The sequence below is a fragment of the Clavibacter michiganensis subsp. insidiosus genome, from assembly GCF_002240565.1.
In the GTDB taxonomy this organism is placed as follows: domain Bacteria; phylum Actinomycetota; class Actinomycetes; order Actinomycetales; family Microbacteriaceae; genus Clavibacter; species Clavibacter insidiosus.
Window position 1 is genome coordinate 48,114 of record NZ_MZMO01000001.1, and the last position, 23,555, is coordinate 71,668.

The 23,555-nt window shown below is 74.0% G+C and carries 28 protein-coding genes; 15 read left to right on the forward strand and 13 right to left on the reverse strand.

Annotated elements, in window-relative coordinates:
• Positions 1–7: 7 nt before the first annotated feature.
• From B5P21_RS00300 to B5P21_RS00330, 7 genes are all read left to right on the forward strand, one after another.
• Entirely contained in the window at positions 8–475 is a 468-nt protein-coding gene (locus B5P21_RS00300; protein WP_045526231.1) for a VOC family protein, read from the forward strand.
• A 176-nt stretch (positions 476–651) separates the two neighbouring features.
• On the forward strand, positions 652–1,221 hold the full coding sequence (locus tag B5P21_RS00305) for a hypothetical protein (protein WP_045526230.1): 570 nt from the start codon (positions 652–654) through the stop codon (positions 1,219–1,221).
• A gap of 99 nt (positions 1,222–1,320) precedes the next feature.
• Positions 1,321–2,835, forward strand: coding sequence for an ABC transporter substrate-binding protein (locus tag B5P21_RS00310; protein ID WP_094170632.1), 1,515 nt, complete (start codon positions 1,321–1,323; stop codon positions 2,833–2,835).
• Positions 2,832–3,308 carry a hypothetical protein gene (locus tag B5P21_RS00315; RefSeq protein ID WP_165770588.1) on the forward strand — a complete coding sequence of 159 codons (477 nt, stop codon included), beginning with the start codon at positions 2,832–2,834 and terminating at the stop codon, positions 3,306–3,308. The genes B5P21_RS00310 and B5P21_RS00315 overlap by 4 nt, the downstream gene beginning before the upstream one ends.
• Before the next feature lie 10 nt (positions 3,309–3,318).
• Positions 3,319–3,903, forward strand: a complete 585-nt coding sequence (locus B5P21_RS00320) for a TetR/AcrR family transcriptional regulator (protein WP_045526227.1) — start codon at positions 3,319–3,321, stop codon at positions 3,901–3,903.
• Between the two features lie 80 nt (positions 3,904–3,983).
• Entirely contained in the window at positions 3,984–4,943 is a 960-nt protein-coding gene (locus tag B5P21_RS00325) for an acetylxylan esterase (protein ID WP_045526226.1), read from the forward strand.
• A 133-nt stretch (positions 4,944–5,076) separates the two neighbouring features.
• Entirely contained in the window at positions 5,077–5,754 is a 678-nt protein-coding gene (locus tag B5P21_RS00330) for a coiled-coil domain-containing protein (protein ID WP_236688750.1), read from the forward strand.
• A gap of 12 nt (positions 5,755–5,766) precedes the next feature.
• Here B5P21_RS00330 and B5P21_RS00335 read toward each other — a convergent pair whose 3' ends face one another.
• From B5P21_RS00335 to B5P21_RS00345, 3 genes are all read right to left on the reverse strand, one after another.
• Positions 5,767–6,912, reverse strand: a complete 1,146-nt coding sequence (locus B5P21_RS00335; protein WP_045526222.1) for an FAD-dependent oxidoreductase — start codon at positions 6,910–6,912, stop codon at positions 5,767–5,769.
• 91 nt (positions 6,913–7,003) lie between these two features.
• Positions 7,004–7,198, reverse strand: a complete 195-nt coding sequence (locus B5P21_RS00340; RefSeq protein WP_045526220.1) for a hypothetical protein — start codon at positions 7,196–7,198, stop codon at positions 7,004–7,006.
• Between the two features lie 122 nt (positions 7,199–7,320).
• A complete protein-coding gene (locus tag B5P21_RS00345; protein WP_045526218.1) occupies positions 7,321–8,505 on the reverse strand; it encodes a glycosyltransferase in 1,185 nt (394 codons plus the stop codon).
• An 85-nt stretch (positions 8,506–8,590) separates the two neighbouring features.
• Between B5P21_RS00345 and B5P21_RS00350 the strand changes: the two genes are divergently transcribed.
• On the forward strand, positions 8,591–9,250 hold the full coding sequence (locus B5P21_RS00350; RefSeq protein WP_045526216.1) for an HAD-IA family hydrolase: 660 nt from the start codon (positions 8,591–8,593) through the stop codon (positions 9,248–9,250).
• A gap of 45 nt (positions 9,251–9,295) precedes the next feature.
• Entirely contained in the window at positions 9,296–9,874 is a 579-nt protein-coding gene (locus B5P21_RS00355) for a GNAT family N-acetyltransferase (protein WP_045526215.1), read from the forward strand.
• 9 nt (positions 9,875–9,883) lie between these two features.
• On the opposite strand, the gene B5P21_RS00360 is transcribed toward B5P21_RS00355, so the two are convergent.
• The 3 genes from B5P21_RS00360 to B5P21_RS00370 are packed head-to-tail and all read right to left on the reverse strand — an operon-like array spanning position 9,884 to position 11,988.
• Positions 9,884–10,468 (reverse strand): YdeI/OmpD-associated family protein, encoded by a 585-nt coding sequence (locus B5P21_RS00360; RefSeq protein WP_045526212.1) that lies wholly within the window; start codon positions 10,466–10,468, stop codon positions 9,884–9,886.
• A 40-nt stretch (positions 10,469–10,508) separates the two neighbouring features.
• Complete coding sequence (locus B5P21_RS00365; RefSeq protein WP_045526211.1) at positions 10,509–10,808, reverse strand: rhodanese-like domain-containing protein; 300 nt, start codon at positions 10,806–10,808, stop codon at positions 10,509–10,511.
• A 46-nt stretch (positions 10,809–10,854) separates the two neighbouring features.
• Positions 10,855–11,988: a zinc-binding alcohol dehydrogenase family protein gene (locus B5P21_RS00370; protein WP_052663149.1), complete on the reverse strand. Its 1,134-nt coding sequence runs from the start codon at positions 11,986–11,988 to the stop codon at positions 10,855–10,857.
• A 96-nt stretch (positions 11,989–12,084) separates the two neighbouring features.
• Here B5P21_RS00370 and B5P21_RS00375 point away from each other — a divergent pair, with 96 nt between their 5' ends.
• Together B5P21_RS00375 and B5P21_RS00380 are read left to right on the forward strand one after the other, a co-directional pair.
• Positions 12,085–12,660, forward strand: a complete 576-nt coding sequence (locus B5P21_RS00375) for a TetR/AcrR family transcriptional regulator (protein ID WP_045526209.1) — start codon at positions 12,085–12,087, stop codon at positions 12,658–12,660.
• Complete coding sequence (locus B5P21_RS00380) at positions 12,660–12,887, forward strand: DUF2283 domain-containing protein (RefSeq protein ID WP_045526207.1); 228 nt, start codon at positions 12,660–12,662, stop codon at positions 12,885–12,887. The genes B5P21_RS00375 and B5P21_RS00380 overlap by 1 nt, the downstream gene beginning before the upstream one ends.
• Here B5P21_RS00380 and B5P21_RS00385 read toward each other — a convergent pair.
• Positions 12,884–13,228, reverse strand: a complete 345-nt coding sequence (locus tag B5P21_RS00385) for a DUF2200 domain-containing protein (protein WP_045526205.1) — start codon at positions 13,226–13,228, stop codon at positions 12,884–12,886. The two genes, B5P21_RS00380 and B5P21_RS00385, sit on opposite strands and share 4 nt — an antisense overlap.
• A 127-nt stretch (positions 13,229–13,355) precedes the next feature.
• On the opposite strand from B5P21_RS00385, the gene B5P21_RS00390 reads away from it, so the two are divergent.
• Complete coding sequence (locus B5P21_RS00390; RefSeq protein ID WP_094170633.1) at positions 13,356–14,369, forward strand: LLM class flavin-dependent oxidoreductase; 1,014 nt, start codon at positions 13,356–13,358, stop codon at positions 14,367–14,369.
• A gap of 63 nt (positions 14,370–14,432) precedes the next feature.
• Here the strand turns inward: B5P21_RS00390 and arfB are convergent, their stop codons facing one another.
• Genes arfB through B5P21_RS00420 form a run of 6 tightly spaced genes read right to left on the reverse strand, consistent with a single transcriptional unit; the run spans position 14,433 to position 20,024 of the window.
• A complete protein-coding gene (gene arfB, locus B5P21_RS00395; RefSeq protein ID WP_045526201.1) occupies positions 14,433–14,855 on the reverse strand; it encodes an alternative ribosome rescue aminoacyl-tRNA hydrolase ArfB in 423 nt (140 codons plus the stop codon).
• A gap of 45 nt (positions 14,856–14,900) precedes the next feature.
• Positions 14,901–15,140 (reverse strand): hypothetical protein, encoded by a 240-nt coding sequence (locus tag B5P21_RS00400; RefSeq protein ID WP_108742733.1) that lies wholly within the window; start codon positions 15,138–15,140, stop codon positions 14,901–14,903.
• 28 nt (positions 15,141–15,168) lie between these two features.
• The gene (locus tag B5P21_RS00405; RefSeq protein WP_045526197.1) at positions 15,169–16,026 is read right to left on the reverse strand and encodes a phosphatase PAP2 family protein; all 858 of its coding nucleotides are present in this window, start codon (positions 16,024–16,026) and stop codon (positions 15,169–15,171) included.
• A gap of 41 nt (positions 16,027–16,067) precedes the next feature.
• Positions 16,068–17,300, reverse strand: a complete 1,233-nt coding sequence (locus B5P21_RS00410; RefSeq protein WP_165770589.1) for an acyl-CoA dehydrogenase family protein — start codon at positions 17,298–17,300, stop codon at positions 16,068–16,070.
• An 8-nt stretch (positions 17,301–17,308) separates the two neighbouring features.
• Positions 17,309–18,580, reverse strand: coding sequence for an acyl-CoA dehydrogenase family protein (locus tag B5P21_RS00415; RefSeq protein WP_080939243.1), 1,272 nt, complete (start codon positions 18,578–18,580; stop codon positions 17,309–17,311).
• Between the two features lies 1 nt (position 18,581).
• Positions 18,582–20,024 (reverse strand): LLM class flavin-dependent oxidoreductase, encoded by a 1,443-nt coding sequence (locus tag B5P21_RS00420; protein WP_045526194.1) that lies wholly within the window; start codon positions 20,022–20,024, stop codon positions 18,582–18,584.
• Between the two features lie 274 nt (positions 20,025–20,298).
• Here B5P21_RS00420 and B5P21_RS00425 point away from each other — a divergent pair, with 274 nt between their 5' ends.
• From B5P21_RS00425 to B5P21_RS00435, 3 genes are read left to right on the forward strand one after another with little or no spacing between them, the layout of a single operon-like run.
• Positions 20,299–21,642: an ABC transporter substrate-binding protein gene (locus B5P21_RS00425; protein WP_045526192.1), complete on the forward strand. Its 1,344-nt coding sequence runs from the start codon at positions 20,299–20,301 to the stop codon at positions 21,640–21,642.
• Positions 21,639–22,619, forward strand: a complete 981-nt coding sequence (locus B5P21_RS00430) for a carbohydrate ABC transporter permease (protein WP_236688749.1) — start codon at positions 21,639–21,641, stop codon at positions 22,617–22,619. The genes B5P21_RS00425 and B5P21_RS00430 overlap by 4 nt, the downstream gene beginning before the upstream one ends.
• Positions 22,612–23,544 carry a carbohydrate ABC transporter permease gene (locus B5P21_RS00435; protein WP_080939242.1) on the forward strand — a complete coding sequence of 311 codons (933 nt, stop codon included), beginning with the start codon at positions 22,612–22,614 and terminating at the stop codon, positions 23,542–23,544. The genes B5P21_RS00430 and B5P21_RS00435 overlap by 8 nt, the downstream gene beginning before the upstream one ends.
• Positions 23,545–23,555 lie beyond the last annotated feature (11 nt).

Genomic DNA, 23,555 nt, shown 5'->3' on the forward strand with positions numbered 1-23,555 from the left:
AGACACCGTGAGCATCACGACCACCACCCACCTCAACTTCCGCGGCACCGCGCGCCAGGCGCTCGACTTCTACCAGGCCGTCTTCGGCGGGCAGATCGCCGTCACGGCCTACTCCGACTTCGGCATGCCGGCCGAGGCCCCCGGCGCGGACAAGGTCGTCTTCGGCCAGCTCGAGACGGCCGACGGCTTCCGGCTCATGGCCTACGACGTGCCCGGCCACGACGACGCCGACGGCAGCGCGATCGCCGGCACCACGACGCGCGCGCAGGGCGCGACGATCACCGACCGCACCTTCTTCCAGTCGGTGCGGGGCGAGACGCTGGACGAGATCGAGAGTCTGTGGAGCGGGCTCGCCGAGGGCGCGACCGTGATCGAGCCGCTCGCGGCATCCGCCTGGTCGGCGGGCTTCGGGATGCTCACCGACCGCTTCGGCGTGACCTGGATCCTCGACGTGCAGGCGCCCGCCGCGGGCTGACAGCGCGGTCCCGGATGCGGGTGGTGCGGCGCTCCCCGCCGTGCGCGACCTCACGGGCGCGATCCCGGCGTCCGCTTCGAGTGGACGGGCGGATCGGGGGCTCGGGCCTCGACTCCCGCGCGACGGGGACGGGAGGCTCGAAGGGCCGACCGTCTCCACGACCGCGAGGAGCACCCATGACCGCCCACCCCCACCTGGGCGTCCCCGCGATCTCCGGCGCGGTGATCGCCGGCTTCCTCGCCCTCACCGGATGCACCGGAGCGCCGGCCGAGACCGATCCGGCTCCCGTCGTCCCGACGCCCACCGCCGCGGCGGGACCGGAGGCATCGCCGAGCGACGCGCAGCGCTTCGCGTCCCTCGACGACTCCGTCTCGCGACAGCACGCGTCGTGGGAGCACGCGGGCGACTTCTCCGGGACATCCGCCGCGCTCGAGGAGGTGAGCCGGGAGGGGACGCTGACGGCCGGCATCGCGCCCGGGAGCGCGGGCACCATCGACGTCACGCTCCCGGCGCCCCGGGATCCCGGCGCGGACACGGTCGTGATGACCGCGGACTGCACGGGCACGGAGACGTACTGGATCCGGGTCGTGCAGGAGAACCCGAACCTGGTCGGCGCGACCTGCGGCACGGACGGACGGGGCGTGATCGGCGTCCCGCTCGACGATCCGACCGCTGCCACCGAGCTCGAGGTCACGGTCCCCGAGGGCAGCCGCATCTGGCTGGCCACCTACTACGCGGCGGGGTGAGACCGCCGGCGGCACGCGGCGCCGCGCGCCCCCGCATTCGCCACGCGCCGGAATCTCCCCCATCGGTCACCTGACCGATTGCGAGGAGGGCCCGTCCCGATGCCATCGATCGTCCCCATCCGCAGCGCGCTCGCCGGCGCGAGCAGCACCACCATCCCCGAGGCCGCCGCCACCGGCACGCCCGTGCAGGGCGGGCGCCTCCGCGTCGCGCGCCCGGCCGCATCCGCCGCCGAGACCCTCGACTCCGCGAGCTCGCTCTCCGCGTACGAGTACCTCGGCGCCCTCTACAACCGGCTCGTGAAGCTGAACGAGAAGGGCGAGACGATCCCGGACCTCGCCGAGGAGTGGTCGGCGTCGCCCGACGGCATCACCTGGACCTTCCGCCTCCGCCGCGACGTGCGCTTCCACGACGGCACCCGGTTCACGGCGGCCGACGCGATCGCCTCGATCCAGCACGTCATCGATCCCGCGACGGCCTCCCCGCAGGGCGGCGTGCTCGGCGACATGCTCCACCCGGGCAGCATGTCGGCGCCGGACCCGCACACCCTCGTCTTCCAGCTGAAGACCCCCGACGCGGAGTTCCCGTCGCTGCTCACGGCGTACCAGTGCTACATCGTGCCGGCCGACGCGATCGCGACCATCGGGAGCACCGGCATCGGCACGGGGCCGTTCCGCCTCTCGTCGTTCCACCCCGCGGGATCCGGCAGCGTCGAGGCCTTCGAGGACCACCTCGCCGGCCGGCCGGTGCTCGACGGCATCGACTTCTCCTCCATCCAGGACACGACGGCCCGCGTGAACGCGCCGCTGGCCGGTCAGATCGACCTCATCTCGCAGACCAACCTCGACTTCGCCACGGCCCGCGTCGTCTCGGCGTCGAGCCGCGCCACGGTCGCGCGCGTGGAGAACGCGCAGTGGTACGCGATCCCGATGCTCGCCACGAGCGCCGAGTTCCAGGATCCGCTCGTGCGCCAGGCCATGAAGCTCGCGTACGACCCCGAGCAGATCCTCGCGACGGCGCTGCAGGGCACGGGCACCGCCGGCTGGGACAACCCGGTGCCGCCGTCGCTCGCCGCGTTCGTCGACGTCGACCGCGCCTACGACCCCGACCAGGCCAAGGCGCTGCTGGCGAAGGCGGGCGCGCCGGGGCTCCGGACCACGATCCACGCCTCGAGCTACGAGTCGGTGTTCACGCCCATGGCGGTCGCCTACCGCGACCAGGTGGCGGCCGCGGGCATCGACCTCACGGTCACGAACGCCTCCTCCGACTCCTACTACACGGAGATCTGGATGCAGAAGCCGCTCATGGTGAGCTACTGGTTCACCGGCCGGCCCATCGACCAGCTGCTCAACCAGATCTTCCGCACCGGCTCCTCCTACAACGAGAGCGCGTGGTCGAACCCGACCTTCGACGCGCTCCTCGACGACGGCCGCGCCACGATGGACGACGCGAAGCGGCTGACGCTCTACCAGGACGCCCAGCGGATCGTCGTGGAGGACAGCGCCGACATGACGCCCATGTTCGGCGACCGGCTCGTGGGCATCTCGCGCGACGTCGTCAACTACCGCGAGTACGGCTTCGAGTTCGACCACCTCCAGATCGGATTCCGCCGATGAACGTCTCCGCGCAGGTGCTGCGCCGCGTCGGCACGGCGATCCTCACGATCGTGCTCGCGTCGCTGTTCGTCTTCCTCGCGATCCAGCGGATCCCCGACGACTCCGGCCTGCCCGAGCGCAGCGTCTCGCACGACGTCGCGACCGGCGAGTGGACGCTCGACGTCGACCCCGGCTACGGCGGATCGCGGATCTACCCCGACGGCCTCGTCTTCACCGAGTCGAGCCGCGAGGCGTACCGGATCACGGAGGGCGACCCGACCTCGGCGGTCGCGGAGTCGCGCTGGGCCATCGGCCTCGAGAAGCCCGGCTGGCGCGCGCGCCTGGAGACGACCTCACGCGTGACGGCCGACGCTGGCGCGTTCCGCGTCGTCAACACGCTCCGGGCGTGGGCGCGCGACGGCGGCCCGGGCACGCCCGAGGTGCTCGTCGCCGACCGCGTGTTCGACGACCTCGTGCCACGGACCTCCGCATGAGCGGCGCGCGATGATCGTCGAGGCGGTGCGCGCGGTGATCCTCCGCCAGGGCCTCACCGCCACCGGCCTCCGCGACATCGCGGCCGAGGCCGGCGTCTCGGTCGGCACCGTGACGTACCACTTCGCGAGCGTGGCGGAGATCCTCGACGAGGTCGTCGTGCTCGAGACCGACCGGTTCTCCGCGTCGATCGTCGAGGAGGTGGACGCGGATCCGGATCCCGTGCACGGCGTCCGCCTGCTGGTCGAGCCGCTCTTCACGGGTACCGACGAGGCCGAGGCGCACTGGCGGCTCTGGTCGGACTACTGGACCGCCGTCGCGCGCCAGCCCGGCCTCACCGCCGACCGGCTGGAGCGCATCCGCGTGTGGGAGGCGTGCCTCGTCCGCACCATCCGCCGCGGCGTCGAGGGCGGCGCGTTCCGGGCGGTGGACGCGCCCGAGGTCGCGCTCAAGCTCGCGGCGTACAGCGACGGGATCGCGACGCAGCTCTCCCAGAAGGTGCCCGGCCTCGACAACACGCGCGCGCTCGCGTGGATCTGGACCTTCCTCGACGCCGAGCTCGCCCATCCCGCCGACGGGACGCCGCTCTTCCGATGACCGGGGCATGATGAGCGAGGCGACGCGGCCCGACGGCGCGCGGACGCCGACCCGCCCACCGCCGAACGCCCGGAGGATCCATGCTCATCGAACCCGTCGACGCCGCCCGCGCGCACGTCAGCAGCCACGTCGACCCCGAGGACTTCGACGCGTTCTGGGCCGACACCCTCGCCGAGGCCGCGCAGCACGACCTCGACGTGCGGCTCGCATCCGTGGAGACCGACCTCGCGCTCGTCGACGTGCAGGACGTGACCTTCGCGGGATCCGGCGGCACCGACGTGCGCGCCTGGCTCCGCACCCCCGCGGGCGCGACCGGACCGCTTCCCACCGTGGTCTCGTACGTCGGCTACGGCGGCGGACGCGGACGCGCCGAGGAGACGCTGATCTACGCGGCCGCCGGCTTCGCGCACCTGCAGATGGACACCCGCGGCCAGGGCTCGTACTGGAGCGCCGGCGACACCGCCGACCACGGCGAGGCCGGCCCCGCGATCCCCGGCTTCATGACCCGCGGCATCGCCTCGCGGGAGTCCTACTACTACCGCCGCCTCTTCACCGACGCGGTCCGCGCGGTCGACGTGGCGCGGTCGCTCGACGTGGTGGATCCCCCGCGCATCGCCGTGCAGGGCGGCAGCCAGGGCGGCGGCATGGCCCTCGCGGTCGCCGGGCTCCGCGACGACCTCGCGGCGGTCTCGGCCTACGTGCCGTTCCTCTGCGACATCGAGCGGGCCACCCACATCACCGACGCGTACCCGTACCACGAGGTCGTCGACTACCTGAAGACGCACCGGGGACGCGGCGAGGACGTGCACGCCGTGCTGCGGTACTTCGACGGCGTCGCGTTCTCGCGTCGCGCCACCGCGCCCGCCCGCTTCTCGGTGGGTCTCATGGACGCGACCTGCCCGCCCTCCACCGTCTACGGCGCCTTCAACTCCTACGCGGGCGAGAAGGAGATCGTCGAGTGGGAGTACAACGGCCACGACGGCGGCGGCATCGACGACGAGCTCGGCACGCTCGCGTTCCTGCGGCGCGCGATGGGCTGACGGGCGCGGGGATCCGACGCCCGGCGAGCGCGGGGATCGCCGCTGGTCTGGGGGCGCGAACCGCCCCGCTGTCGGCCGTTCCGCGTAACCTGGGAGCACCTCGCCGGTGGAGCGAGCGGACCGGGAGGACATCATGCCCCGGCCCCGCATCCGCCCCGCGAAGCCCTCCAAGCCGGGCGCTCCGCCGCCGTCCGTGGCCGCGCGCGTCGCCGCGGATCCGGCGCAGAAGGAGGTGCTCGTCGAGGAGTCGCTGCTCCTCGTGGGCGTGGCGCTCCGGATCCAGATGGTCAACCTCATCATCCTGCGCACGCTGCGGGAGCGCCGCCCGTACGACGAGGAGTCGCTCATCGAGGCGCTCCGCGGCGAGCTGGCCGAGCTCATCGGCGAGAAGCGCGGCGAGGCCGAGCGGCTGCGCATGACCCGCGACCGCGCGGCGCTGCGCGACGGCAAGGGACGCCGACCCGACGACTACCGCGAGGGCGACGTGCCGGGGCTCCGGCTGCGGGCGGAGATCGCGGAGGAGATCGTCGAGCGGCTCGGCGCCCTCTCGCGCGATCCGGTGGCGCTCCGCGAGGTGCTGGTCATCGCGCGCGACGCGGCGCTCGAGCAGATCGTGCGCGCGCGGCTCGCCCCGCAGCTGCTGCCGGGCGCGTTCCCGGAGGAGGGGCGCGACGACCGGGTCGGCGAGCTGCGCGACGAGCTGGCGCGGCTGGCGGCGGAGCGGGAGCGGGCGGCCGAGATCACGGCACCGCGGGAGCCGGGCCGCACCCGCGTGCGCACCGGCGGCCGCGGGCGAGCGCAGAAGGTCTGACCGAGCGGTGCGTCAGGGCGCGAGCGCGAACCGCGGCTCGACGCGCTCGCCGGTCGCCGCGTCCGCCGCGAGGCTGCCGATGAGCGGCGCGAACTTGGCGCCGTGGCCGGAGCAGGGCGAGACGATCGTGATCCCGTCCACCCGGTCGATCACGAAGTCCTCGGTGGGCGTGCTCGTGAAGAGGCACGTCGCCTCCGCGTACGGCACGGGCTCGACGCCCGGCAGGTTGCGGCGCACCCAGTCGACGACGCGGGCGCGGTTGGCCGGATCCACGACGCCGTCCTGGTGCGCGGCCGACGGGATCACGCGCCCGCCGTCGAACTCGGCGACCTTGTGGCCGCGCCCCTCGACGTCGCGGCCGCCGGGCAGCGCGTAGACCTGCATGCGCTCGTCCATGTGGATGGAGGTCGGCACGGATCGCGCCGGCGGGCCGTCCATGTACGCGAAGTGGAACACCTGCTCCTGCCGCACGCGCAGCGGCGGGATGCGGTCGAGCGCGGCGCGCGGCAGCGGCAGAGCCCCGCCGAGCAGCTCGGGCAGCCAGGCGCCAGCGCCCACGACCACGCTGTCGCCCTCGATGCGGCGGCCGTCGTCGGACGTCACGGCGAAGCCCGCGCCGACCCGCTCGACGGACGCCACCTCCCAGCCCTCGTGCACGACGGCCCCGTGCGCGACCGCGAGGTCGAGCATCGTGCGCACCGCGGTCTCGGCGTCGACCACGCCCGCGGCCGGGTGGAACAGCACGTCGGAGTCGAACGCCATCTCCGGCCAGCGGTCCTCGGCCTCGCGCGCGCCCATCAGCTCGTGCTCGATGCCGACGCGCTCCAGCACGCGCGCGAGCTCGGCGGGGCGGCGCACGAGGCCGGAGTCGACGGATCCGGTCGGGGTCACGAGCCGCGCGCCCGTGGTGCGCTCGAGCCGGTCCCAGAGCACGCGGGCGTCGCGCACGAGGCGCACGTAGAAGGGGTCGTCGTAGGCGTAGCGGAGGATGCGCGCGGATCCGTGCGAGCTGCCGAGCATGCTCGCCGGCCGGTCGCGCTCCAGCACCGTGACCTCGTGCCCGCGGCTCGCGAGCTGCCAGGCGGTGGCCGCCCCCGCGAGCCCCGCGCCGATGACGACATGGTGCGATGCGCGCCCGCGCCCGGTGGATCCCGCCATGCGTCCAGGCTACGGGCGGCCGACGACGGGCGGCCGGGCCCGGCGGGAGCCGTAACCGATGGGGGTGCGGAGGGGACAGCGGCAGGCGGCCTCAGAAGAGGAAGAGGCGGATGAGCATCGCGCCCCAGCCCACGAAGGCGCACGCGAAGCCGGTCACGAGCATGGGCCGCGTCGGCCGACGGTTGTCGACCATCCCGTGGGCCGTCATCCAGACGAAGCAGACCATCAAGCCGACGAGTCCCACGACCGACAGCACGAGGAGCGCCGTCTCGACCGCGTCAGCCATGCGATCGCCCTCGCCGCATCTGCGCGTCGTCGTGCATCCCGACCCCCTCGCGCCACCGCGCCCGGTGCCGGCCGCTCCTCCCATCGTGCCCGACGCGTAGGGGTCCGACGCGCGGCCCCGCGTCAGCGACGCGCGAGGGCCTCGAAGGCCGGGAGCGCGTCGGCCGCCGGGGGCAGGGCCGCGATCTGGTCGCGGATCCGGCCGGCCGCGTCCGCGAAGCGCGGCTCGCCCCGGACCTCGCGGACCGCGGCGGCGATCTCCTCGGGCGCCGCCGTCGCCGCGTCCAGCATGCGGCCGACCCCGAGCTGCGCGATCCGCTCGCCGTTCAGCCGCTGATCGGCGCCCATGGGCAGCACGACGAGCGGGACGCCGGCCGCGAGCGCGCCGGCGACCGTCCCGGATCCGCCGTGCGTGATCACGATGTCCACGCGCTCCAGCACCGCGCCCTGGGGCACGTAGTCCTCGAGGCGGCGGCGCGGGGTCGCACCCGGGAGGGCGGCGGGATCCACGCACGGCCCGATCGTCGCCAGCACGCGTGCGTCCGTGGTCGCGAGGCCGTCGAGGATGCGATGGAGGAGGTCCCCCGAGCGGGTGTTGAACTGCGTGCCGAGGGTCGCGTACGCGCGCCAGGGCTCGTCGCCGCCGGCGAGCCAGCGCACGGCCGGGTGGTCGTCGGCGGCCTCGGGCGCCTCCGGCCGCACCCGCAGCACGGCCCGCCGCGTCGGCTCCGCGCCGGAGGCCGCGCCCGGCGCGGCGCCGGCCACGGACTCCGGGAACGGCACGACGAGGAGGTCGCCCGCGAGCATGGCGAGCCCGGGATCCGGCGCGAGCCCCGCCTGGGCCCGCAGCGCAGCCAGCGCGTGCGCTACCGACGGCCGCCAGCCCGCGTACGCCGAGGCGGTCACCTCCACCACGACGACCGGCACCCCCGCGCGCTCCGCGGCGACCATCGCGCCGAAGTCGAACTCGTCGCAGACGACGAGGGCCGGGCTCCAGCCGACCATGGCCTCGCCGACGCTCCGCGCGACCGTCCGCGCCGTCCGGCCCAGGAACACCTCCTCCACCTGCGCGTAGGGCCTCCCGGGATCCGCGACGACGAGGCGACCGGTGCCCCCTGCGGTGCGCGCCGCCCCGGTGTCGCTCGGGAACAGGGGCGCGAAGTCCGACCGGCCCGCCACGATCTCGCGCGGCCCGGCGAGGGCCGTCTCGTGACCCCGCGCTCGTGCGGCGCGGGCGAACGGCAGCAGGGGGTTGAGGTGGCCCTGCCCGTGCGCGAAGGAGAAGAGGATCCGGAGCGGAAGGGGCATGGGACCACGATCGCTGGTCACCGCCGGCACGAGAGACCCCTCTCCACACCGGCTCGCCCCGCGCGCCGTCCGGGAGACTGGACCCATGTCCTCCCCCGTCACGCTCACCGCCCGCGCGCTCCTCCTCGACATGGACGGGACGCTCGTCGACTCGACCGCGCTCGTCGAGGAGATCTGGACGATGCTCGCCCCGCGCTTCGGCCACGACCCGGCGGACCTCCTGCGGCGGATCCACGGCGTGCGCGCCGCCGACAGCATCGCCCGGTTCGCGCCCGCCGGCAGCGACGTGCCCGCCCTCCTGGCCGAGCTCGACCGCCTCGAGCTCGACGGCAGCCCCGCGACGGTCGAGATCCCCGGCGCGCGCGACCTCGTGGCGGCGCTGCCCGCCGGATCCCACGCCCTCGTCACGAGCGCCGGCCGCGAGCTCGCGCGCGCCCGCCTCACCGGCGCCGGCGTCCGCGTGCCCGACCTGCTCGTCACCGCCGAGGACGTCGCGAACGGCAAGCCGCACCCGGACGGCTACCTGCTGGCAGCCGAGCGCCTGGGCGTGGATCCCGCGGACGCGATCGTCTACGAGGACGCCGAGGCCGGGATCCAGGCGGGCCTCGCCGCCGGCATGCGCGTCGTCGTCGTGGGCGACCACCAGAGCGGGACCACCGTCGGCCTCCCCCGCGTGCGCGACCACCGCGGCACGACGGTCGAGGCGCGCGACGGGATCCTCACGCTCACGCTGCCCGGCGCCTGATCGCCGATCCCGACCCGCGCACCCGGACCCTGGCACCATGGCCGCATGACATGGACGGACGCGGGCGACCCGCAGCGGTACGGCGCGGGGATCCTGCAGGGCGAGCGGATCCGCCTTCGCGCGCTCGAGGACGCCGACCTGCCCGACCTCGTGCGCTGGTGGCGGGATCCCGAGTGGGCGGTGCTCCAGCAGCTCACGGTGCGGCCTCGGCCGGAGGGCGACGTGGCGGAGCAGTTCCGGAAGTGGAGCGCGAGCGAGGCGGCGGGCGACGTCGGCTTCTGCGTCACCGACCGGATCTCCGGCCGCCTCGTCGGCCACGTCACGCTCTACGGCGCCAAGCTCCTCACGCGCTCCGCGACGCTCACCGTGATGATCGGATCCGAGCACACGGGCTCCGGCTACGGCACCGACGCCGTCCGCACGCTCGTCGAGTACGGGTTCCGCGAGATGGGGCTGAACCGGATCCAGCTGCACGTGTTCGCGTTCAACGCGCGGGCCAGGGCGACCTACCGGAAGGTCGGCTTCGTCGAGGAGGGCGTGCTCCGCGAGACGGTCTTCCACGACGGCGCGTTCCACGACGAGGTGGTCATGTCGATCCTGGCGAAGGACTGGTTCGCGCGTTGACGAGCCGCGCTACTGCGGGTGCGGCGACTCCCCGCGCTCGAGCATCGCGACGAGCTTCGCGAGCCGGTTCCCGCGGACGGTCGCGTTCGGCGCGGTCGTGACCCGATGGATCACGGCGTAGCGGTTGACCTTGGACAGCGTCGCGAAGGTCTCCGCGGCGGCGGGTGACGCGGCGAGCGCGGCCCGCAGGTCCTCCGGCTCGGCCGCCGACGCCTGGCCCGCGTAGGCGCGCTCCCATCGGCCGTCGGCCTGCGCGCGCTCGACCTCACGGATCCCGGTCGGCCGCATCCGCCCCTCCGCGGCGAGCGTGGCGACGAGCCCGATGTTCCGCTCGGACCACAGCGACGCCTTCCGCCTGGGGGTGAAGCGGCGCCGGAAGATCCGCTCGTCGATGCTCGCGGTCTGCCCGTCGATCCACCCGCTGCACAGCGCCTCATCGAGCGCCTCGGCGTAGGTGAGCGAGGTCGGATCCGTGGTGCCCTTCTTCGCGAGCACCAGCCACACGCCGTCGGACGCCTCCTCGTTGGCGTCCAGCCAGGCGCGCCACGCGGCCCGGTCGGAGACGGTCAGGAGCTCGTGCGCGGCGGCGGGCATGCCCCGATGCTACGGAAGCGCCGCCGACGACGCGGCCCGCTCAGTCGCGGTTGAGGGGGTGCCCGGCGGAGATCCACGCGCTCGTGCCGCCCTCGACGTCGACCGCGTCGACGCCCCGGGCCGCGAGCGCCTCGGTCGCCCGGGCGCTGCGGCCGCCGGACTGGCAGATCACGTGCACGGGCGCGTCGGTCGGCACCTCGTCGACGCGCGCGTCGAGCTGCGACAGGGGCAGGTTGACGGCGCCGGGCGCGTGGCCCGCGGCGTACTCGTCGGGCTCGCGCACGTCGATGAGGACGGGCGAATCCAGGGCGGCGAGCTGGTCGACGGTGATGCGGCTCATGCGGGTGCTCCTCGGGTGTCGGTGCTCCCCACGCTAGCCGCGGAGGTCAGGCCCGGTCGTCCAGGGCGACCACGAGCTTCCGCGCCGAGACGCCCGCGCGCAGGCGGTCCATCGCCGGCTGGATCGCCTCGAGCCCCGTGCCGACCACCTCGGCGGCCGGCGCCGCGACGTAGCGACCGTCGGCGAGCGCTTCGGGCAGGAAGCGCTCCCAGAGCATCGCGCCGACGCCGTCGTGCATGAGCGCGCTGCCCCAGATGAAGCTCGTGCGGATGCCGCGGACGCGCGCGCGGACCATCAGGGCCGGGGTGGCGGTGCCCATGCGGATCCCGAGGCGCACGAGCGGCAGGCCGACGCGACCACCGCGCGGCAGGGTCTCGAACGACACCGGTGGGCTCGCCATGCTGACGCGCGTCGCGCCCGTGGCGGCCGCGATCCGCACGGCCGGGTCCCCGGATCCGGTGCCGATCGCGAGCACGCCCGCGACCTTCCGGCCGCTCGCCGCGATGTCCGCCACGATGTCCCGCACCACCGTCGGGCTGCGGTAGTCGAAGGCGCGGCTCGCGCCGAGCGCGCGCACGAGCTCGTGGTTGCGCGGCGACGCGGTCGTCACGACGTCGTACCCGGCCGCGACCGCGAGCTGGATCGCGTTCATGCCGACGCTCGTGGATCCGCCCCAGACCACCACGGTCTCCCCCGTCGACGGCGTGGTGGCGTCGGGCATGCGCAGGCCGAGCTGGTCGGCGCCGAAGAGGCCGGACGCGGCGGTGGAGATCCCGAGGGGGAGGACGGCGGCGTCCTCGAAGCGCATCGCGTCCGGGATCGGCGACGCGAGGTCGGTGCGGACGACGGCGCGCGACTGGAACCCGCCCTCGGGTGCATGCCGCCGCCCCTTCTCCATGCCGACCGCGTACGCGACGACCCGGTCGCCGACGGCGAAGCGCGTGACGCCGGGTCCGACCTCCTCGACGACGCCCGCGACGTCCTCGCCGAGCACCGCGGGGTGCGGCAGCCAGCGGTACATGAGGTCGCCCATGTGCTGCTTCATCGTGTCGAGCGGGTTGATCGCGACGGCGTGCACGCGGATCGCGACCTCGCCCTCCCGGGGAGCGGTCCGCGGCGCGGGACCCACGGTGAGGTCGGCGGCGGACGAGGCGAGCCAGGCGGCGGTTTCGGTGGGCACGGCGGATCTCCGATCTGAGGATCGCGCTGCCCGATGACATCGCGTGTCATCACCATACACACCCATGACACGGAATGTCATCACTAGGATCGACGCATGAGCAGATGGCAGCCGGACACGCGTGAGCGCCTGGCCGCCGCCGCCCTCGAGCTGTTCCAGAGCCAAGGCTTCGCGGAGACGACCGTGCCCGAGATCACCGCTCGCGCCGGCCTCACGACCCGCACGTTCTTCCGCCACTTCGCCGACAAGCGCGAGGTGCTCTTCGCGGAGGAGGACGAGCTGCCCGCGCTCGTGACGCGCATCATCCGGGAGGCGCCCGCCGACCGCTCCCCGCTGCAGGTCGTCGAGGACGGCTTTCCCGAGGTGGTCGCGTCGCAGTTCGCGGAGGGGCACGCGACGCTGCTCGCCCGCAAGCGCATCATCGGCGCCGACCCCGGGCTGCAGGAGCGCGAGATGCGCAAGGTCCAGGCGATGCAGGAGGCCGTGCGCGCGGGCTTCGTGGAGCGCGGGTCGGATCCGCTCACCGCCGTGCTCGTCGCCCACGCCACCGCGACGGTCTTCGGCGTCTCCATCGGTCGCTGGCTCTCGGACGGCGGCGGCACGACCGACCTCGCCGAGGTGCTGCGCGAGACGCTCGACGCGTTCCGTCGGGTGATGGGGGCGGGCGCGTGATGCGGGTCACCTACGACGCGGCCGCCGACGCCGCGTACATCGAGCTGACGGGACCCATCGCGGCCGGTGGGGTGGCGTCGCAGATCCACTCGCTGATCACACCCGGCGGCCGCGGCGAGGTCGCGCTCGACTTCGACGCCGACGGACGCCTCCTCGGCATCGAGGTGCTGCACGCGAGCGCGGTGCTGCCGGCAGCGGTGCTCGCTGATGCGGTGCGGCCGGACTAACCGCTGCGCAGCACCTTCTGCATCGGCCGGCCGCGCGCGACCTCGTCGACGAGCCGGTCGAGGATCCGGATCCGCTTCATGAGCGGGTCGTCGAGCTCCTCGATGCGGACGCCGCAGATCACGCCGCGCACCTCGTCGGCGAGCGGGTTGAGGCGGGCCGCCGCGAAGAAGTCCTCGAAGGTGGTCTCCGCATCGAGGTGGTGCTGGAGCTCCGCGGCGTCGAAGCCAGTGAGCCAGGTGATCACCTCGTCGACGTCGGCCTGCGTGCGGCCCTTCCGCTCGACCTTCTTCACGTAGAGCGGGTAGACCGCGGCGAACGGCGTCGTGAAGATGCGGTGCATGTCCGGAGCGTAGGCCGAGGCGGCCCCGCGGTCGAGGGCGGGAATGGGCAGGCGCGCGGCCGTGGTTCACTTCCATGCAGACGCATCCACCCGGATGCCGCCGCCGTCGAGCACCGAGGAGCGCCCCATGGCCACCAAGATCGGCTTCCTGTCGTTCAACCACTGGCAGGACGTGCGCGGGTCCCGCGTGCGCACCGCCCAGGACTCGCTCCTCCAGTCGATCGACCTCGCGGTCGCGGCCGAGGAGATCGGCATCGACGGCGCGTACTTCCGCGTGCACCACTTCGCGCCGCAGCAGGCGTCGCCGTTCCCGCTGCTGGCCGCCATCGCGAGCCGCACCAGCCGGATCGAGATCGGCACCGGCGTCGTCGACATGCGCTACGAGAACCCCCTCTACACGGCGGAGGAGGCGGCCATGACCGACCTCATCTCCAACCGCCGCGTGCAGCTCGGCATCAGCCGCGGATCGCCCGAGCAGGTCGAGGCCGGCTACGAGTCGTTCGGCTACGTGCCGCAGGACGGCGAGACCGACGCCGACATGGCCCGCCGCCACACCGGCCTCTTCCTCCGCGCGCTCGAGGGCGAGGAGCTCGCGACCGCCGCCCCGCAGCGCGGCATCATCGCCGGCGGCGTCGCGATCACGCCGCAGTCGCCGGGCCTCCGCGAGCGGATCTGGTGGGGCGCCGGCACGCGCGCGACCGGTCAGTGGGCGGCCGAGCAGGGCATGAACCTCATGTCGTCGACGCTCCTCTCGGAGGACACCGGCGTGCCGCTCGACGTGCTCCAGGCCGAGCAGATCCAGCTGTTCCGCGACGGCTGGGCCGCCGCGGGGCACGCGTGGGAGCCGCGCGTGAGCGTCAGCCGCAGCATCATCCCGATCATCGACGACGAGTCGGAGATGTACTTCGGCATCCGCTCGCAGATCGAGGGCAAGGACCAGGTCGGCCAGGTCGGCGGCGAGAAGTGGCGCTTCGGCCGCTCCTACATCGGCAGCCCGGAGCGCCTCATCGAGGAGCTCGGCGCCGACACGGCGATCGCCGCCGCGGACACGCTGCTCGTCACGATCCCCAGCCAGCTCGGCGTGGACTTCAACCTGCGGTCGCTCGCCGCGATCAAGGAGATCGGGGAGGCGCTGGGGTGAGACCGGGCCGACGCGTCCGTGGGGGCGTCAGCCTGATCCGCTGACGGCTGCCCGGCCGCGCGCTCAGTCGCCGGTCGGCCGCTTGCGCTGCTGCTTCGTCGCGGAGCGCTGCGTCTTGGCCGCGAGGCGGCGGCGCTGCGAGCCCTTCGTGGGGCGGGTCGGTCGTCGCGGGGCGGCATCGGGCGCGAGCGCATCCGCCACGATCTCGCGGAGCGCGTCGAGGGCGGCCACCCGGTTCCGCAGCTGCGACCGCTGCTCGGAGACCGTCACCGTAATCGCGCCGCCGACCAGGCGCCGGCCGAGCCGCTCGAGGATCCGCGCCCGCTGCTGATCGGTGAGCACCAGCGACTCGGCCGGGCTCCACGTGAGCTGCACCCGGCTGTCGGACGTGTTGACGTGCTGCCCGCCGGGCCCGGACGACCGCGAGAACCGCCACCGCAGCTCGGCCGCGGGGATGGTCAGCGCGGGGCCGACCTCGAGATCCATGCGGCAAGGGTCGCACGTCGCAGTCGCGGCGCGCGCGGGTATCGGCTAGCGGTGCCGGCGGAGGTTGCTGCGGCGGATGGCGACACGGCCGATCAGCACGAGCACCAGCATCACGACCACCATCAGGACGATCCGCGTGACGAACTCGAGCTCGAAGAAAGCGAGGGCGGACGCGGACATGAAAGCGGTCACCGCGATCAGCACGAGCTCCTGACGAGCGGACAGCTGACCCGTCAGCCGCTTCTGCGCCGCGGAGTCGTGCTCGAACCTGCGCCTGTCGTCCATGTCCCCACCGTGACACACCCCGGACGGATCAGCGGACCAGCCCCGCCTCCACAGCCTCCGGCCGCCGCGCCGTCAGGTACAGCCTATGCGCCGTGATCACCAGCGCCAGCCACGCGCCGCCGAGGAAGAAGGCGGCCAGCACGTCCGTGAACCAGTGGTGGCCGAGGTAGACGCGGGTGGCGCCGATCGTGACCGCGAAGACCACGGCGACCGCGATCGAGAGCACGCGGGTCGCGCGGCGGTGCTGCCGGAGGAGGAGCAGGTAGGCGAGGATCCCGGCGATCGCCACCGCGTTCAGCGTGTGCCCGCTCGGGAACGACGGCGACGTCTCGTACGGCGGCACCGCGTCGGCGAGGTCGGGACGGGCGCGGTCGATGATGTCCTTGCCCGCGATCGTGAGCAGCAGGGATCCGCCGCCGGCCGCGAGCACCAGGATGATCGGCGTCCACGACCGGCGACGCACCGCGAGGAACAGCATCGTCACCACGGCGATGATCGGCATGACCACGACGCCCGCGACGTCCGTGTACGCGGTCGCCGCGTCGTTCAGCCACGGCGTGCGGATGCCGATCATGAAGACGAGGAGCGGCTTGTCGAGGCCGGCGACCCCGTCGGCGTCGGTGACGTTGTCGTAGACCTGCGCGGCGATCGCGGCGAGGCCGAACGCGAGCACGAGTCCCACCAGCAGGGTGATCACGAGGGCCGCGTACGGGCCGAGCGCGCGCACGATCCGCTGCACGAGCCGCACCAGCGCGCGGCCGACCGGGGTCGCCCAGCGGGTCAGGTCGCGGGCGCCGAGGTAGCGGTCGCGGCGGAGCTCGCCGGCGACGCGCTGGTCGGCGGGGTCGAGGGGATCGAGGGGCCTGCGCCTCGGGGTCTCGCTCATGTCGGATGCCTCTCGTCGGCGGATCGCCCGCTGCTGCGACGCTACCGAGGCGGGGGCTCCGAAGATGCCCTCTCCCCCTCCGCCGGGACCACCGTCCCGATCTCCCACACGAACGGCGGCGGCGTGCCGTTGATCGACCAGTCGCCGACGATGCGCGCCTTGTAGACGACCGGGTTGTGCGAGGCGACCGTGCGCGCGTTGCGCCAGTGCCGATCCAGCCCGCGGGCGCGACTCGTGGCGGAGGCGCCGAGCGTGTCGAACACCCGGTTCGCCGCGCGCGGCACCGACTCCGAGAGCACCACCTGCGCCTGCGCCGACCGGATCTCGGCGAGCACGTTCGCCTGCACGTCGGCGTCGCTCCCGGGATCGTGCGCCGTGTCCGCCGCGGCCTGCACCGCCTCCGCGACACCCCGCACCAGCAGCCGCGCCGTGTACGCGACGGCGGAGATCTCCCCCACCACGGCCTGGATCTGCGCGTCGTCCCGCACGAGCGACGCCACCCCGTGGCTGTAGACCCGGGTGCGCTCGCGGACGGCCCGCGCCGTGTCGCGCTCCGCCGCCACCGCCACCCCGGCGAGCACGGCGAGCAGCACGAGCTGGTACAGCGCCGTCTGGTACCGGAACCGCTCGGCGAACGGCGCGACGTGGGCGGCGTCCACCTCCGCGTCCTCGAACACGATGGTGCCGGTGCCGGTGAGCTGCTGGCCGAACCCGTCCCAGTCGTCGGAGATGGTCACGCCCGGCTGGTCGGTGCGGACGATCGCGGTCACGGGCTCGCCGTCGCGATCGGCCGTCACGTCGGTCCACGCGGAGAAGATACTGCCGGTCGTGTAGTACTTGCGGCCGTTCAGCACCCAGCGGTCGCCGCGGCGCTCCAGCTTCGTCTGCGCCGTGCCGATCGCGCCCGAGCCGACCTCGCTCCACGCGTTGCCGACGAGCTCGCCCGCCGCGAACCGCCGCAGCCACGCGTCGCGCTCGGGCCCGGGCGGCGCCTGCAGCCGGTCCTCGACGAACGCGATGTGGCCGCGGAGGATCTGCGGCAGGTTCGAGTCCGCGGCGGCGAGCTCCACGAGCACCTCCGCGAGCTCGGGGATGCTGAGGCCCTCGCCGCCCTGCTCCACCGGCACGCGGAGACGGGACAGCCCCGCGTCGACGAGGTCGCGCAGGGGCTCGACGGGCAGCTCGTGGTCGCGCTCGCGGGCGACGGCGCCCTCCGCGATGCGGTCGAGCAGGGGGCGCAGGCGCGCGAGGACGGGGTCGAGTCGGCGGGTCATCGGATCCCTCACGTGTAGAGCGAGATGGGCTGGAGCTCGCCGGTGAGCGCATGCGCCCCGACCTCGAGCTTCTTGTAGTCGACGGGGTCGTGGAGCGAGTGCGTCCGGACGTTCCGCCAGAACAGGTCGAGGCCCGTCGACGACCTCGCCGAGCTGGATCCCGTGACCTCGAACACGCGGTTTGCCACCTCGACGCCCACCTCGGTGGACACCACCTTCAGCTTCGCGACCTCGATCGCGATGCCGCCGCGCACCTCCGCCGTGACGCCGTCGCCGAGGTCGACGACCTCGTCGAACGCGCGGCCGGCGCGATCCGCCAGCGCCTCCACCGCGGCGATGCGCGACGCCAGCTCGCCCACGACGCGCTGCACGAACGGGTCGTGCCGGTACGCGTCCGCCGGGCTGAGGAACCAGGTGCCGCGTCGGCCGCGCACGAGGTCGAGGGCCTTGGCGAGGGCCCCCTCCGCGATGCCGAGGTACAGGTTGCCGAACGCGAGCTGGATCCCGGGGGTCACGAGCGTGGAGAACGGCTCGTCGCCGCCCAGCCCCAGCACGTCGGCCGGGTCGACGCGCACGTCGGCGAACCGCACGGATCCGCTCGCGGAGAGGCGCTGGCCGAGCGCCTCCCAGTCGCCCAGGTAGTCGATGCCCGGCCGGTCGTGGTCGAGCGCGAACACGACGATGCGCCCGTCGAGGTCGCCGCCCGCGACGACCGCGTTCACGAGCACGACGTCGCCCGCGGACGCGCCCGTGGAGAACCGCTTGAGGCCGTTGAGCCGGTAGCCGTCGCCGTCGGGGGTGAGCCGGAGATCGGGATCGGTCGGGTTGACGGAGTCCCCCCACACCCAGCGCCCGGCGACCGTGCGGCGGTAGCCCTCCGCGCGCGTCGCACCGGTCGCGGTGAAGCCGAGGTTGCCGGAGTTGATGTAGTGGTACGCGAGGACCTGCGCGATGGACGCGTCGGTGCGCGACAGGATCCGCACGGCGAGGAACGCCGACTCCCAGTGCCCGCCTCCCCCGCCGTGCTCGGCCGGGTCGAGGAGGTTGAGGAGGCCGCTGTCGCGCAGCAGGTCGAGCTCCGTCGTGGGATCCGCGTTGGCCCGGTCGCGCGCGAGGGCGTCCTCGTCGAGGGCGGCGGCGACCCGCTCGGCGACGGCCCGCCACCGCGCGAGCTCGTCGCGGGACGCGGTGCCGTGCCACGGCGATCGCGCATCGGCTGCCGCAGCGGGCGCGGGCGACGGGGCCGGGGCGGCGTCGGATCGGGTGGTCGTGTCGGTCATGTCAGTCCGATCCGGGATCGATGGTCGCGGGGAAGAGGGCGGGCGCGGTGTCGTCGGCGGCGCTCGGCGCGCCCACGTAGGCGCCGCGGTAGGCGTGCGCGGGGTGCCACTCGGGGACGACCGGGGATCCGGTGCCGTTGAGGCGGCCGCGCAGGGTGCCCTCCGGGTACTCGTCCCACACGCGTCCGCGGCGGCGCAGCTCCGGCACGAGCAGGTCGACGACCGCCTCGAACGTGCCGGGGGTGACCACGTAGGCGAGGTTGAAGCCGTCGGTGCCGCCCACCTCGATCCATCGCTCGAGCTCGTCGGCGACGGTGGTCGCGCTGCCGGAGATGACCGGGCCGATGCCGCCGATGCCCACGTAGTGCGCCACGTCCCGGGGCGTCCAGTCGCGGTCCGGGTCGTAGCGGGTGAAGATCGCGAGCGCGGACCGGGCGGCGTCCGTGTCGATGTACTTGAGCGGCGCGTCGGGGTCGTACCCGGAGAGGTCGAGCCCGGACCAGCCGCCGTACAGGGCGAGGGCCCCGTCGAGGCTCACGTAGCCGCGGTACTCCTCGAGGAGCGCGGCCGCCGCCTCGTCGGTCTCGGCCACGATCACGGTGGCGAGCGTCAGGATCCGGACGCTGTCGCGCGGCCGGCCGATGCGCTCCGCCCGGTCCCGGATGTCGTCCGTCACCGGGCGGGTGAGCTCCGGCGTGAGGCCGTTGATGAAGATCGCCTCGCCGTGCTTCGCCGCGAACTCGCGACCCCGGGGCGACGCGCCGGCCTGGAAGACGACCGGCGTGCGCTGCGGGCTGGGCTCCGACAGGTGCACCCCGGGCACCCGGAAGTGCTCGCCCTCGTGCGCGATGGGATGCACCTTCGCGGGGTCCGTGTAGACGCCGCACTCGCGATCCACCACCACGGCGTCGTCCTCCCACGACCCCTCCCACAGCTTGGACGCGACGTCGAGGAACTCGTCGCCGATGCCGTAGCGGTCGTCGTGCCCGATCTGGGTCTCGAGGCCGAGGTTGCGGGCGGCCGAGTCGAGGTAGCTGGTGACGACGTTCCAGCCGATGCGTCCGCCGGTGAAGTGGTCGAGGGTCGAGAAGCGGCGCGCGAGCGCGTACGGCAGCTCGTAGGTGGACGCCACGGTGAGTCCGAAGCCGAGGTGCCGGGTGGCGTGCGCCATGGCGGAGACCTGCACGACGGGATCCCCCACGGGGATCTGCGCGGAGTCCTCCAGCGCCGGGGCCGCCGAGTGCCGGTACACGTCGTAGACGCCCACCACATCGGCGATGAAGAGGGCGTCGAAGGTGCCGCGCTCCAGGAGCCGGGCCAGGTCGACCCAGTAGTCGAGCGAGTTGTAGCGGTGGGCCTGGTTGGCGGGATGCCGCCACAGCCCGGGTGCCTGGTGCGTCACGCAGCTCATGTCGAACGCGTTGAGGATGATGCGGGATGCCATCCGACTCCCTCCGTCCCCCGATGCGGGCGCATGGCGGTCCGGGGAGACGGCCACGCGGCCGGCCCCGTCGCGGAGCCGTGCGGCCCGAAGCTAGCCGCGCTCCGCGGCCGCCCGGAAGGGCCCCCGCAACACGGCGACACGTGCCGCGACACGGTTCGTCACACCGTGACGCCGTCCTACGCCGGGCCTCCCGCCAGCGCGCCGGACGCCCTACCTTCCTCAGCAGCGGAGGCGCCGACGCCCTCCGATCCGTCCGACCCACGAGGGGGAACCCATGTCCCACATCCGCTCCCGCCGCGGGCGCCGCGCGCGTCGCCTCGTGCTCGCCGCCGGTGTCGCGGCGGCCTCGCTCGTCCTGTCGGCGTGCTCCGGCGACTCCGCCGACGCGGGCTCCGCCGACGGCGACATCTCCGGCCAGGAGCTCACCGTCCTCATGATCTCCTCCCACGAGGGCGCGGCGAAGTGGCTCGCGTCCGAGTTCGAGAAGGAGACGGGGGCGAAGATCACGCCCGTCATCGTCCCGTACGACGAGATCGGGTCGAAGCTCGCGCTCGACCAGCAATCCGGCGCCGACACCATCGACGTGGCCGCGCCCTGGTACACGTCCCTCGGCGACCTGGCGGCCGACGGGGCGATCCAGGACATCACCGACCGGGTCGACGGCGACCCCTCGATCGACGTGGGGGACTTCATCCCCTCCATCTGGGAGCCGTACACCCAGGTCGACGGGCGCACCTACGGCCTGCCCTTCGACGGCGACACGCACGTGCTGTTCTACAACAAGGAGATCCTGGCGCGGAACGGCTTCACGGAGCCGCCGAGGACCTGGGACGAGTACCTCAGGCAGGTCACCACCATCACCGCGAACGAGAAGGCCGACGGGGTCTACGGCGCCGCCGTGTTCGGGCAGAAGTCGCCCCTGATCCTCGGCGCGAGCTTCGCGAACCGCCTCGCGGGATTCGGCGGCTCCTTCCTCGACGCGGACGGGCGGCCCACGATCGACAGCCCGCAGGCGGTCGCCGCCGCGCAGGCCCTCGTCGACGTGCAGGACCAGGCGCTGCCCACGCCGGCGGAGACCGACTTCGGCGCCGGGAACAGCGCGTGGTTCGCCGGGAAGGTCGCCTTCATCGAGAACTGGACCGACCTCGGCGTCCGCAGCGAGGATCCGACGTCGGGCTCCCAGGTCGCGGGCAAGTGGGGCGTCACCCTGCTGCCCACCGGAGGGGCGAACACGACGCCGCGGGCCTCGCTCGTCGCCGGGTTCAGCTGGGTCGTCGCGGCGAACACGCAGAAGACCGCGCTCGCGGAGAGGTTCATCACGTGGGCGTCGTCGTCGGAGGTGAACGCGAAGCTGCTCACCGCGTCGCCGCCCACGGGCATCGATCCCAACCGCGTCTCCTCGCTCGAGGACCCGACCTACGGCGCGGAGTTCCCGCAGATCCAGCAGGTGAACCGCGCGACGCTCGACGGCGCGCTCGCGTGGCCGACGGGCAAGAACGCCACCGAGGCCGCGCAGGTGCTCACGGACGAGCTCGCGAAGCTGCTCGCCGGCGAGGGCGGCACCGCGCAGGAGACCCTCGACCGGGTGCAGGCGAAGTGGGAAGAGCTCCTCGAGTGAGCGTCGCGATCGCACCGGAGACGCGGTCGCCGCGGGAGTCGGGGACGCCCCGGGAGCCGGGGTCGCCCCGGGAGCGGGCGCCGCGGATCCCGCGGGCACGCCGTCGCGGACGCGGCACCTGGCCGCGGCGCGTCTTCGTCGCCCCCGCGGTGCTCGCGCTCGTCGTGCTCGGCGGGTACCCGCTCGTGTTCATCGCGCTCGCCGCCCTCACCGAGTCGAGCCTCGGGCGGCCGTTCCAGGAGTTCGTCGGCACCGCCACCTTCGCCGACGTGCTGGCGGAGGGCGACACGACCGCGGCGCTCGTGCGCGGCGTCGTCCACGCGCTCCTCGTCACCGCCGTGAGCCTCGTGCTCGGGGTGGCGACGGCGGTGGCGCTGTGGCGGTCGGTGCACGCGGGCGCCGTGGTGCGCACCCTGCTGCTGCTCCCGATGATCACGCCGCCGGTCGTGGTGGGCGTGCTCTGGAAGCTCGTCTTCGCGCCGAACGGCGGGCTGGTGGACGTGCTCGTGACCGCCGTGGTGCCCGGGGGCGCGTCCCTCTCGGTGCTGTCGCAGCCCGCGACCGCCTTCCTCGGCGTGGCTCTCGCGGACGTGTGGGAGTGGACGCCGCTCATCGTCCTGCTCGTGTTCGCGGCGCTCATCGGCCAGGATCCGGCGGTCGGCGAGGCCGCAGCGCTCGACGGCGCGCACGGCCTGAGGCTGTTCCGCAGCATCACCCTCCCCGCGATCGCGGGCACCGTCGCGGCGGTCGCCCTCATCCGCCTGGTGCTGGCGTTCAAGCTGTTCGACCTCGTCTACATCCTCACCTCGGGCGGGCCGGGCCAGGCGACGACCGTGCCCGCGTACCTCATCTGGCAGGCGGCCCTGCAGCACTTCGACGTCGGTCGGGCGTCCGTCATCACGCTGCTGCTCGCCGTGGTCGTGACGGTCGTCACGCTCCCCGTCGTCGCGATCACCCGGAGGCTCCACGATGTCTGACGCACCCGTCCGCGCCGCCCGTCCTCGGTCCGTCCGACGCCCCGGCGCGCGGCGCCGCTCCCGCGGGGCCGACCTGTGGCTGGCCCTCTCCCTCGCCGCCGCCCTCGTGCCGCTGGCGTACCTGCTGTCGGTGTCGCTCATGTCGCAGGGCCAGGTGTCCGCCGGGATCCTCGTGCCGACGGATCCCAGCTGGGGCAACTGGGCGGCCGCGCTGACGGGCTCCGGCCTCCCCCGCGGGATCCTCAACTCCCTCGCCGCCTCCCTCGCCGCGGCCGCCCTCACGCTGCTCTTCGCGCTCCCCGCCGCGTGGGCGATGGCCCGGTACCGCACGGGCGGCCGGGCGCTGGCCGGGCTCGTGCTCAGCCCGTGGCTGCTGCCGCCGATCGTCGCGATCGTTCCGGTCTTCACGCTGCTGCGGATCCTGCACCTCAACAACACGCTCACCGGCCTGACGCTCGTCTACGCGCTCGCGAACACCGCGGTGGCCGTCTGGCTGCTCGAGGGCTTCGTGCGCCGCCTCCCCGTGGAGCTCGACGAGGCCGCGCAGCTCGACGGCGCGGGCGAGTGGCGCGTGCTCGCCAGCATCGTCACCCCGATGCTCACGCCCGCCCTCGTCTCGGTCGGCGTGATCGTGGCCGTGCTGGATTACGACGAGTTCCTGTTCGCCACGTTCCTCACCCAGGGACCCGACGCGCAGACCTTCCCCGTGGTCCTGTCGCTCATGCTGGGCGAGCGCGTGCAGGACTTCGGCAAGATCGCGGCCGCGTCCCTCATCGGCGTGATCCCGCTCTTCGCCGCCGCGACGGTCCTCCAACGCCGGCTCGTGGCGGGCCTCACGGGCGGATCCGTCGACACGGCCGGGCACGCTGGCCGGCCACCGCGCGCGCACCGCGGCCGCCTCCTCCGCCGCGCTCCGATCCGCTGAGCGCACGGCGC

What these genes read in the sequence shown, in the direction of transcription:
- B5P21_RS00325 (WP_045526226.1), top strand. Translation starts at nt 3,984, where the DNA reads ATGCTCATCGAACCCGTCGACGCCGCCCGCGCGCACGTCAGCAGCCAC.
- B5P21_RS00365 (WP_045526211.1), bottom strand. Translation starts at nt 10,808, where the DNA reads ATGAGCCGCATCACCGTCGACCAGCTCGCCGCCCTGGATTCGCCCGTC.
- B5P21_RS00390 (WP_094170633.1), top strand. Translation starts at nt 13,356, where the DNA reads ATGGCCACCAAGATCGGCTTCCTGTCGTTCAACCACTGGCAGGACGTG.
- B5P21_RS00405 (WP_045526197.1), bottom strand. Translation starts at nt 16,026, where the DNA reads ATGAGCGAGACCCCGAGGCGCAGGCCCCTCGATCCCCTCGACCCCGCC.
- B5P21_RS00420 (WP_045526194.1), bottom strand. Translation starts at nt 20,024, where the DNA reads ATGGCATCCCGCATCATCCTCAACGCGTTCGACATGAGCTGCGTGACG.
- B5P21_RS00340 (WP_045526220.1), bottom strand. Translation starts at nt 7,198, where the DNA reads ATGGCTGACGCGGTCGAGACGGCGCTCCTCGTGCTGTCGGTCGTGGGA.
- arfB (WP_045526201.1), bottom strand. Translation starts at nt 14,855, where the DNA reads ATGGATCTCGAGGTCGGCCCCGCGCTGACCATCCCCGCGGCCGAGCTG.
- B5P21_RS00305 (WP_045526230.1), top strand. Translation starts at nt 652, where the DNA reads ATGACCGCCCACCCCCACCTGGGCGTCCCCGCGATCTCCGGCGCGGTG.
- B5P21_RS00425 (WP_045526192.1), top strand. Translation starts at nt 20,299, where the DNA reads ATGTCCCACATCCGCTCCCGCCGCGGGCGCCGCGCGCGTCGCCTCGTG.
- B5P21_RS00350 (WP_045526216.1), top strand. Translation starts at nt 8,591, where the DNA reads ATGTCCTCCCCCGTCACGCTCACCGCCCGCGCGCTCCTCCTCGACATG.
- B5P21_RS00385 (WP_045526205.1), bottom strand. Translation starts at nt 13,228, where the DNA reads ATGCACCGCATCTTCACGACGCCGTTCGCCGCGGTCTACCCGCTCTAC.
- B5P21_RS00355 (WP_045526215.1), top strand. Translation starts at nt 9,296, where the DNA reads ATGACATGGACGGACGCGGGCGACCCGCAGCGGTACGGCGCGGGGATC.
- B5P21_RS00320 (WP_045526227.1), top strand. Translation starts at nt 3,319, where the DNA reads ATGATCGTCGAGGCGGTGCGCGCGGTGATCCTCCGCCAGGGCCTCACC.
- B5P21_RS00335 (WP_045526222.1), bottom strand. Translation starts at nt 6,912, where the DNA reads ATGGCGGGATCCACCGGGCGCGGGCGCGCATCGCACCATGTCGTCATC.
- B5P21_RS00345 (WP_045526218.1), bottom strand. Translation starts at nt 8,505, where the DNA reads ATGCCCCTTCCGCTCCGGATCCTCTTCTCCTTCGCGCACGGGCAGGGC.
- B5P21_RS00310 (WP_094170632.1), top strand. Translation starts at nt 1,321, where the DNA reads ATGCCATCGATCGTCCCCATCCGCAGCGCGCTCGCCGGCGCGAGCAGC.
- B5P21_RS00315 (WP_165770588.1), top strand. Translation starts at nt 2,832, where the DNA reads ATGAACGTCTCCGCGCAGGTGCTGCGCCGCGTCGGCACGGCGATCCTC.
- B5P21_RS00360 (WP_045526212.1), bottom strand. Translation starts at nt 10,468, where the DNA reads ATGCCCGCCGCCGCGCACGAGCTCCTGACCGTCTCCGACCGGGCCGCG.
- B5P21_RS00375 (WP_045526209.1), top strand. Translation starts at nt 12,085, where the DNA reads ATGAGCAGATGGCAGCCGGACACGCGTGAGCGCCTGGCCGCCGCCGCC.
- B5P21_RS00330 (WP_236688750.1), top strand. Translation starts at nt 5,077, where the DNA reads ATGCCCCGGCCCCGCATCCGCCCCGCGAAGCCCTCCAAGCCGGGCGCT.
- B5P21_RS00415 (WP_080939243.1), bottom strand. Translation starts at nt 18,580, where the DNA reads ATGACCGACACGACCACCCGATCCGACGCCGCCCCGGCCCCGTCGCCC.
- B5P21_RS00410 (WP_165770589.1), bottom strand. Translation starts at nt 17,300, where the DNA reads ATGACCCGCCGACTCGACCCCGTCCTCGCGCGCCTGCGCCCCCTGCTC.
- B5P21_RS00435 (WP_080939242.1), top strand. Translation starts at nt 22,612, where the DNA reads ATGTCTGACGCACCCGTCCGCGCCGCCCGTCCTCGGTCCGTCCGACGC.
- B5P21_RS00380 (WP_045526207.1), top strand. Translation starts at nt 12,660, where the DNA reads ATGCGGGTCACCTACGACGCGGCCGCCGACGCCGCGTACATCGAGCTG.
- B5P21_RS00400 (WP_108742733.1), bottom strand. Translation starts at nt 15,140, where the DNA reads ATGGACGACAGGCGCAGGTTCGAGCACGACTCCGCGGCGCAGAAGCGG.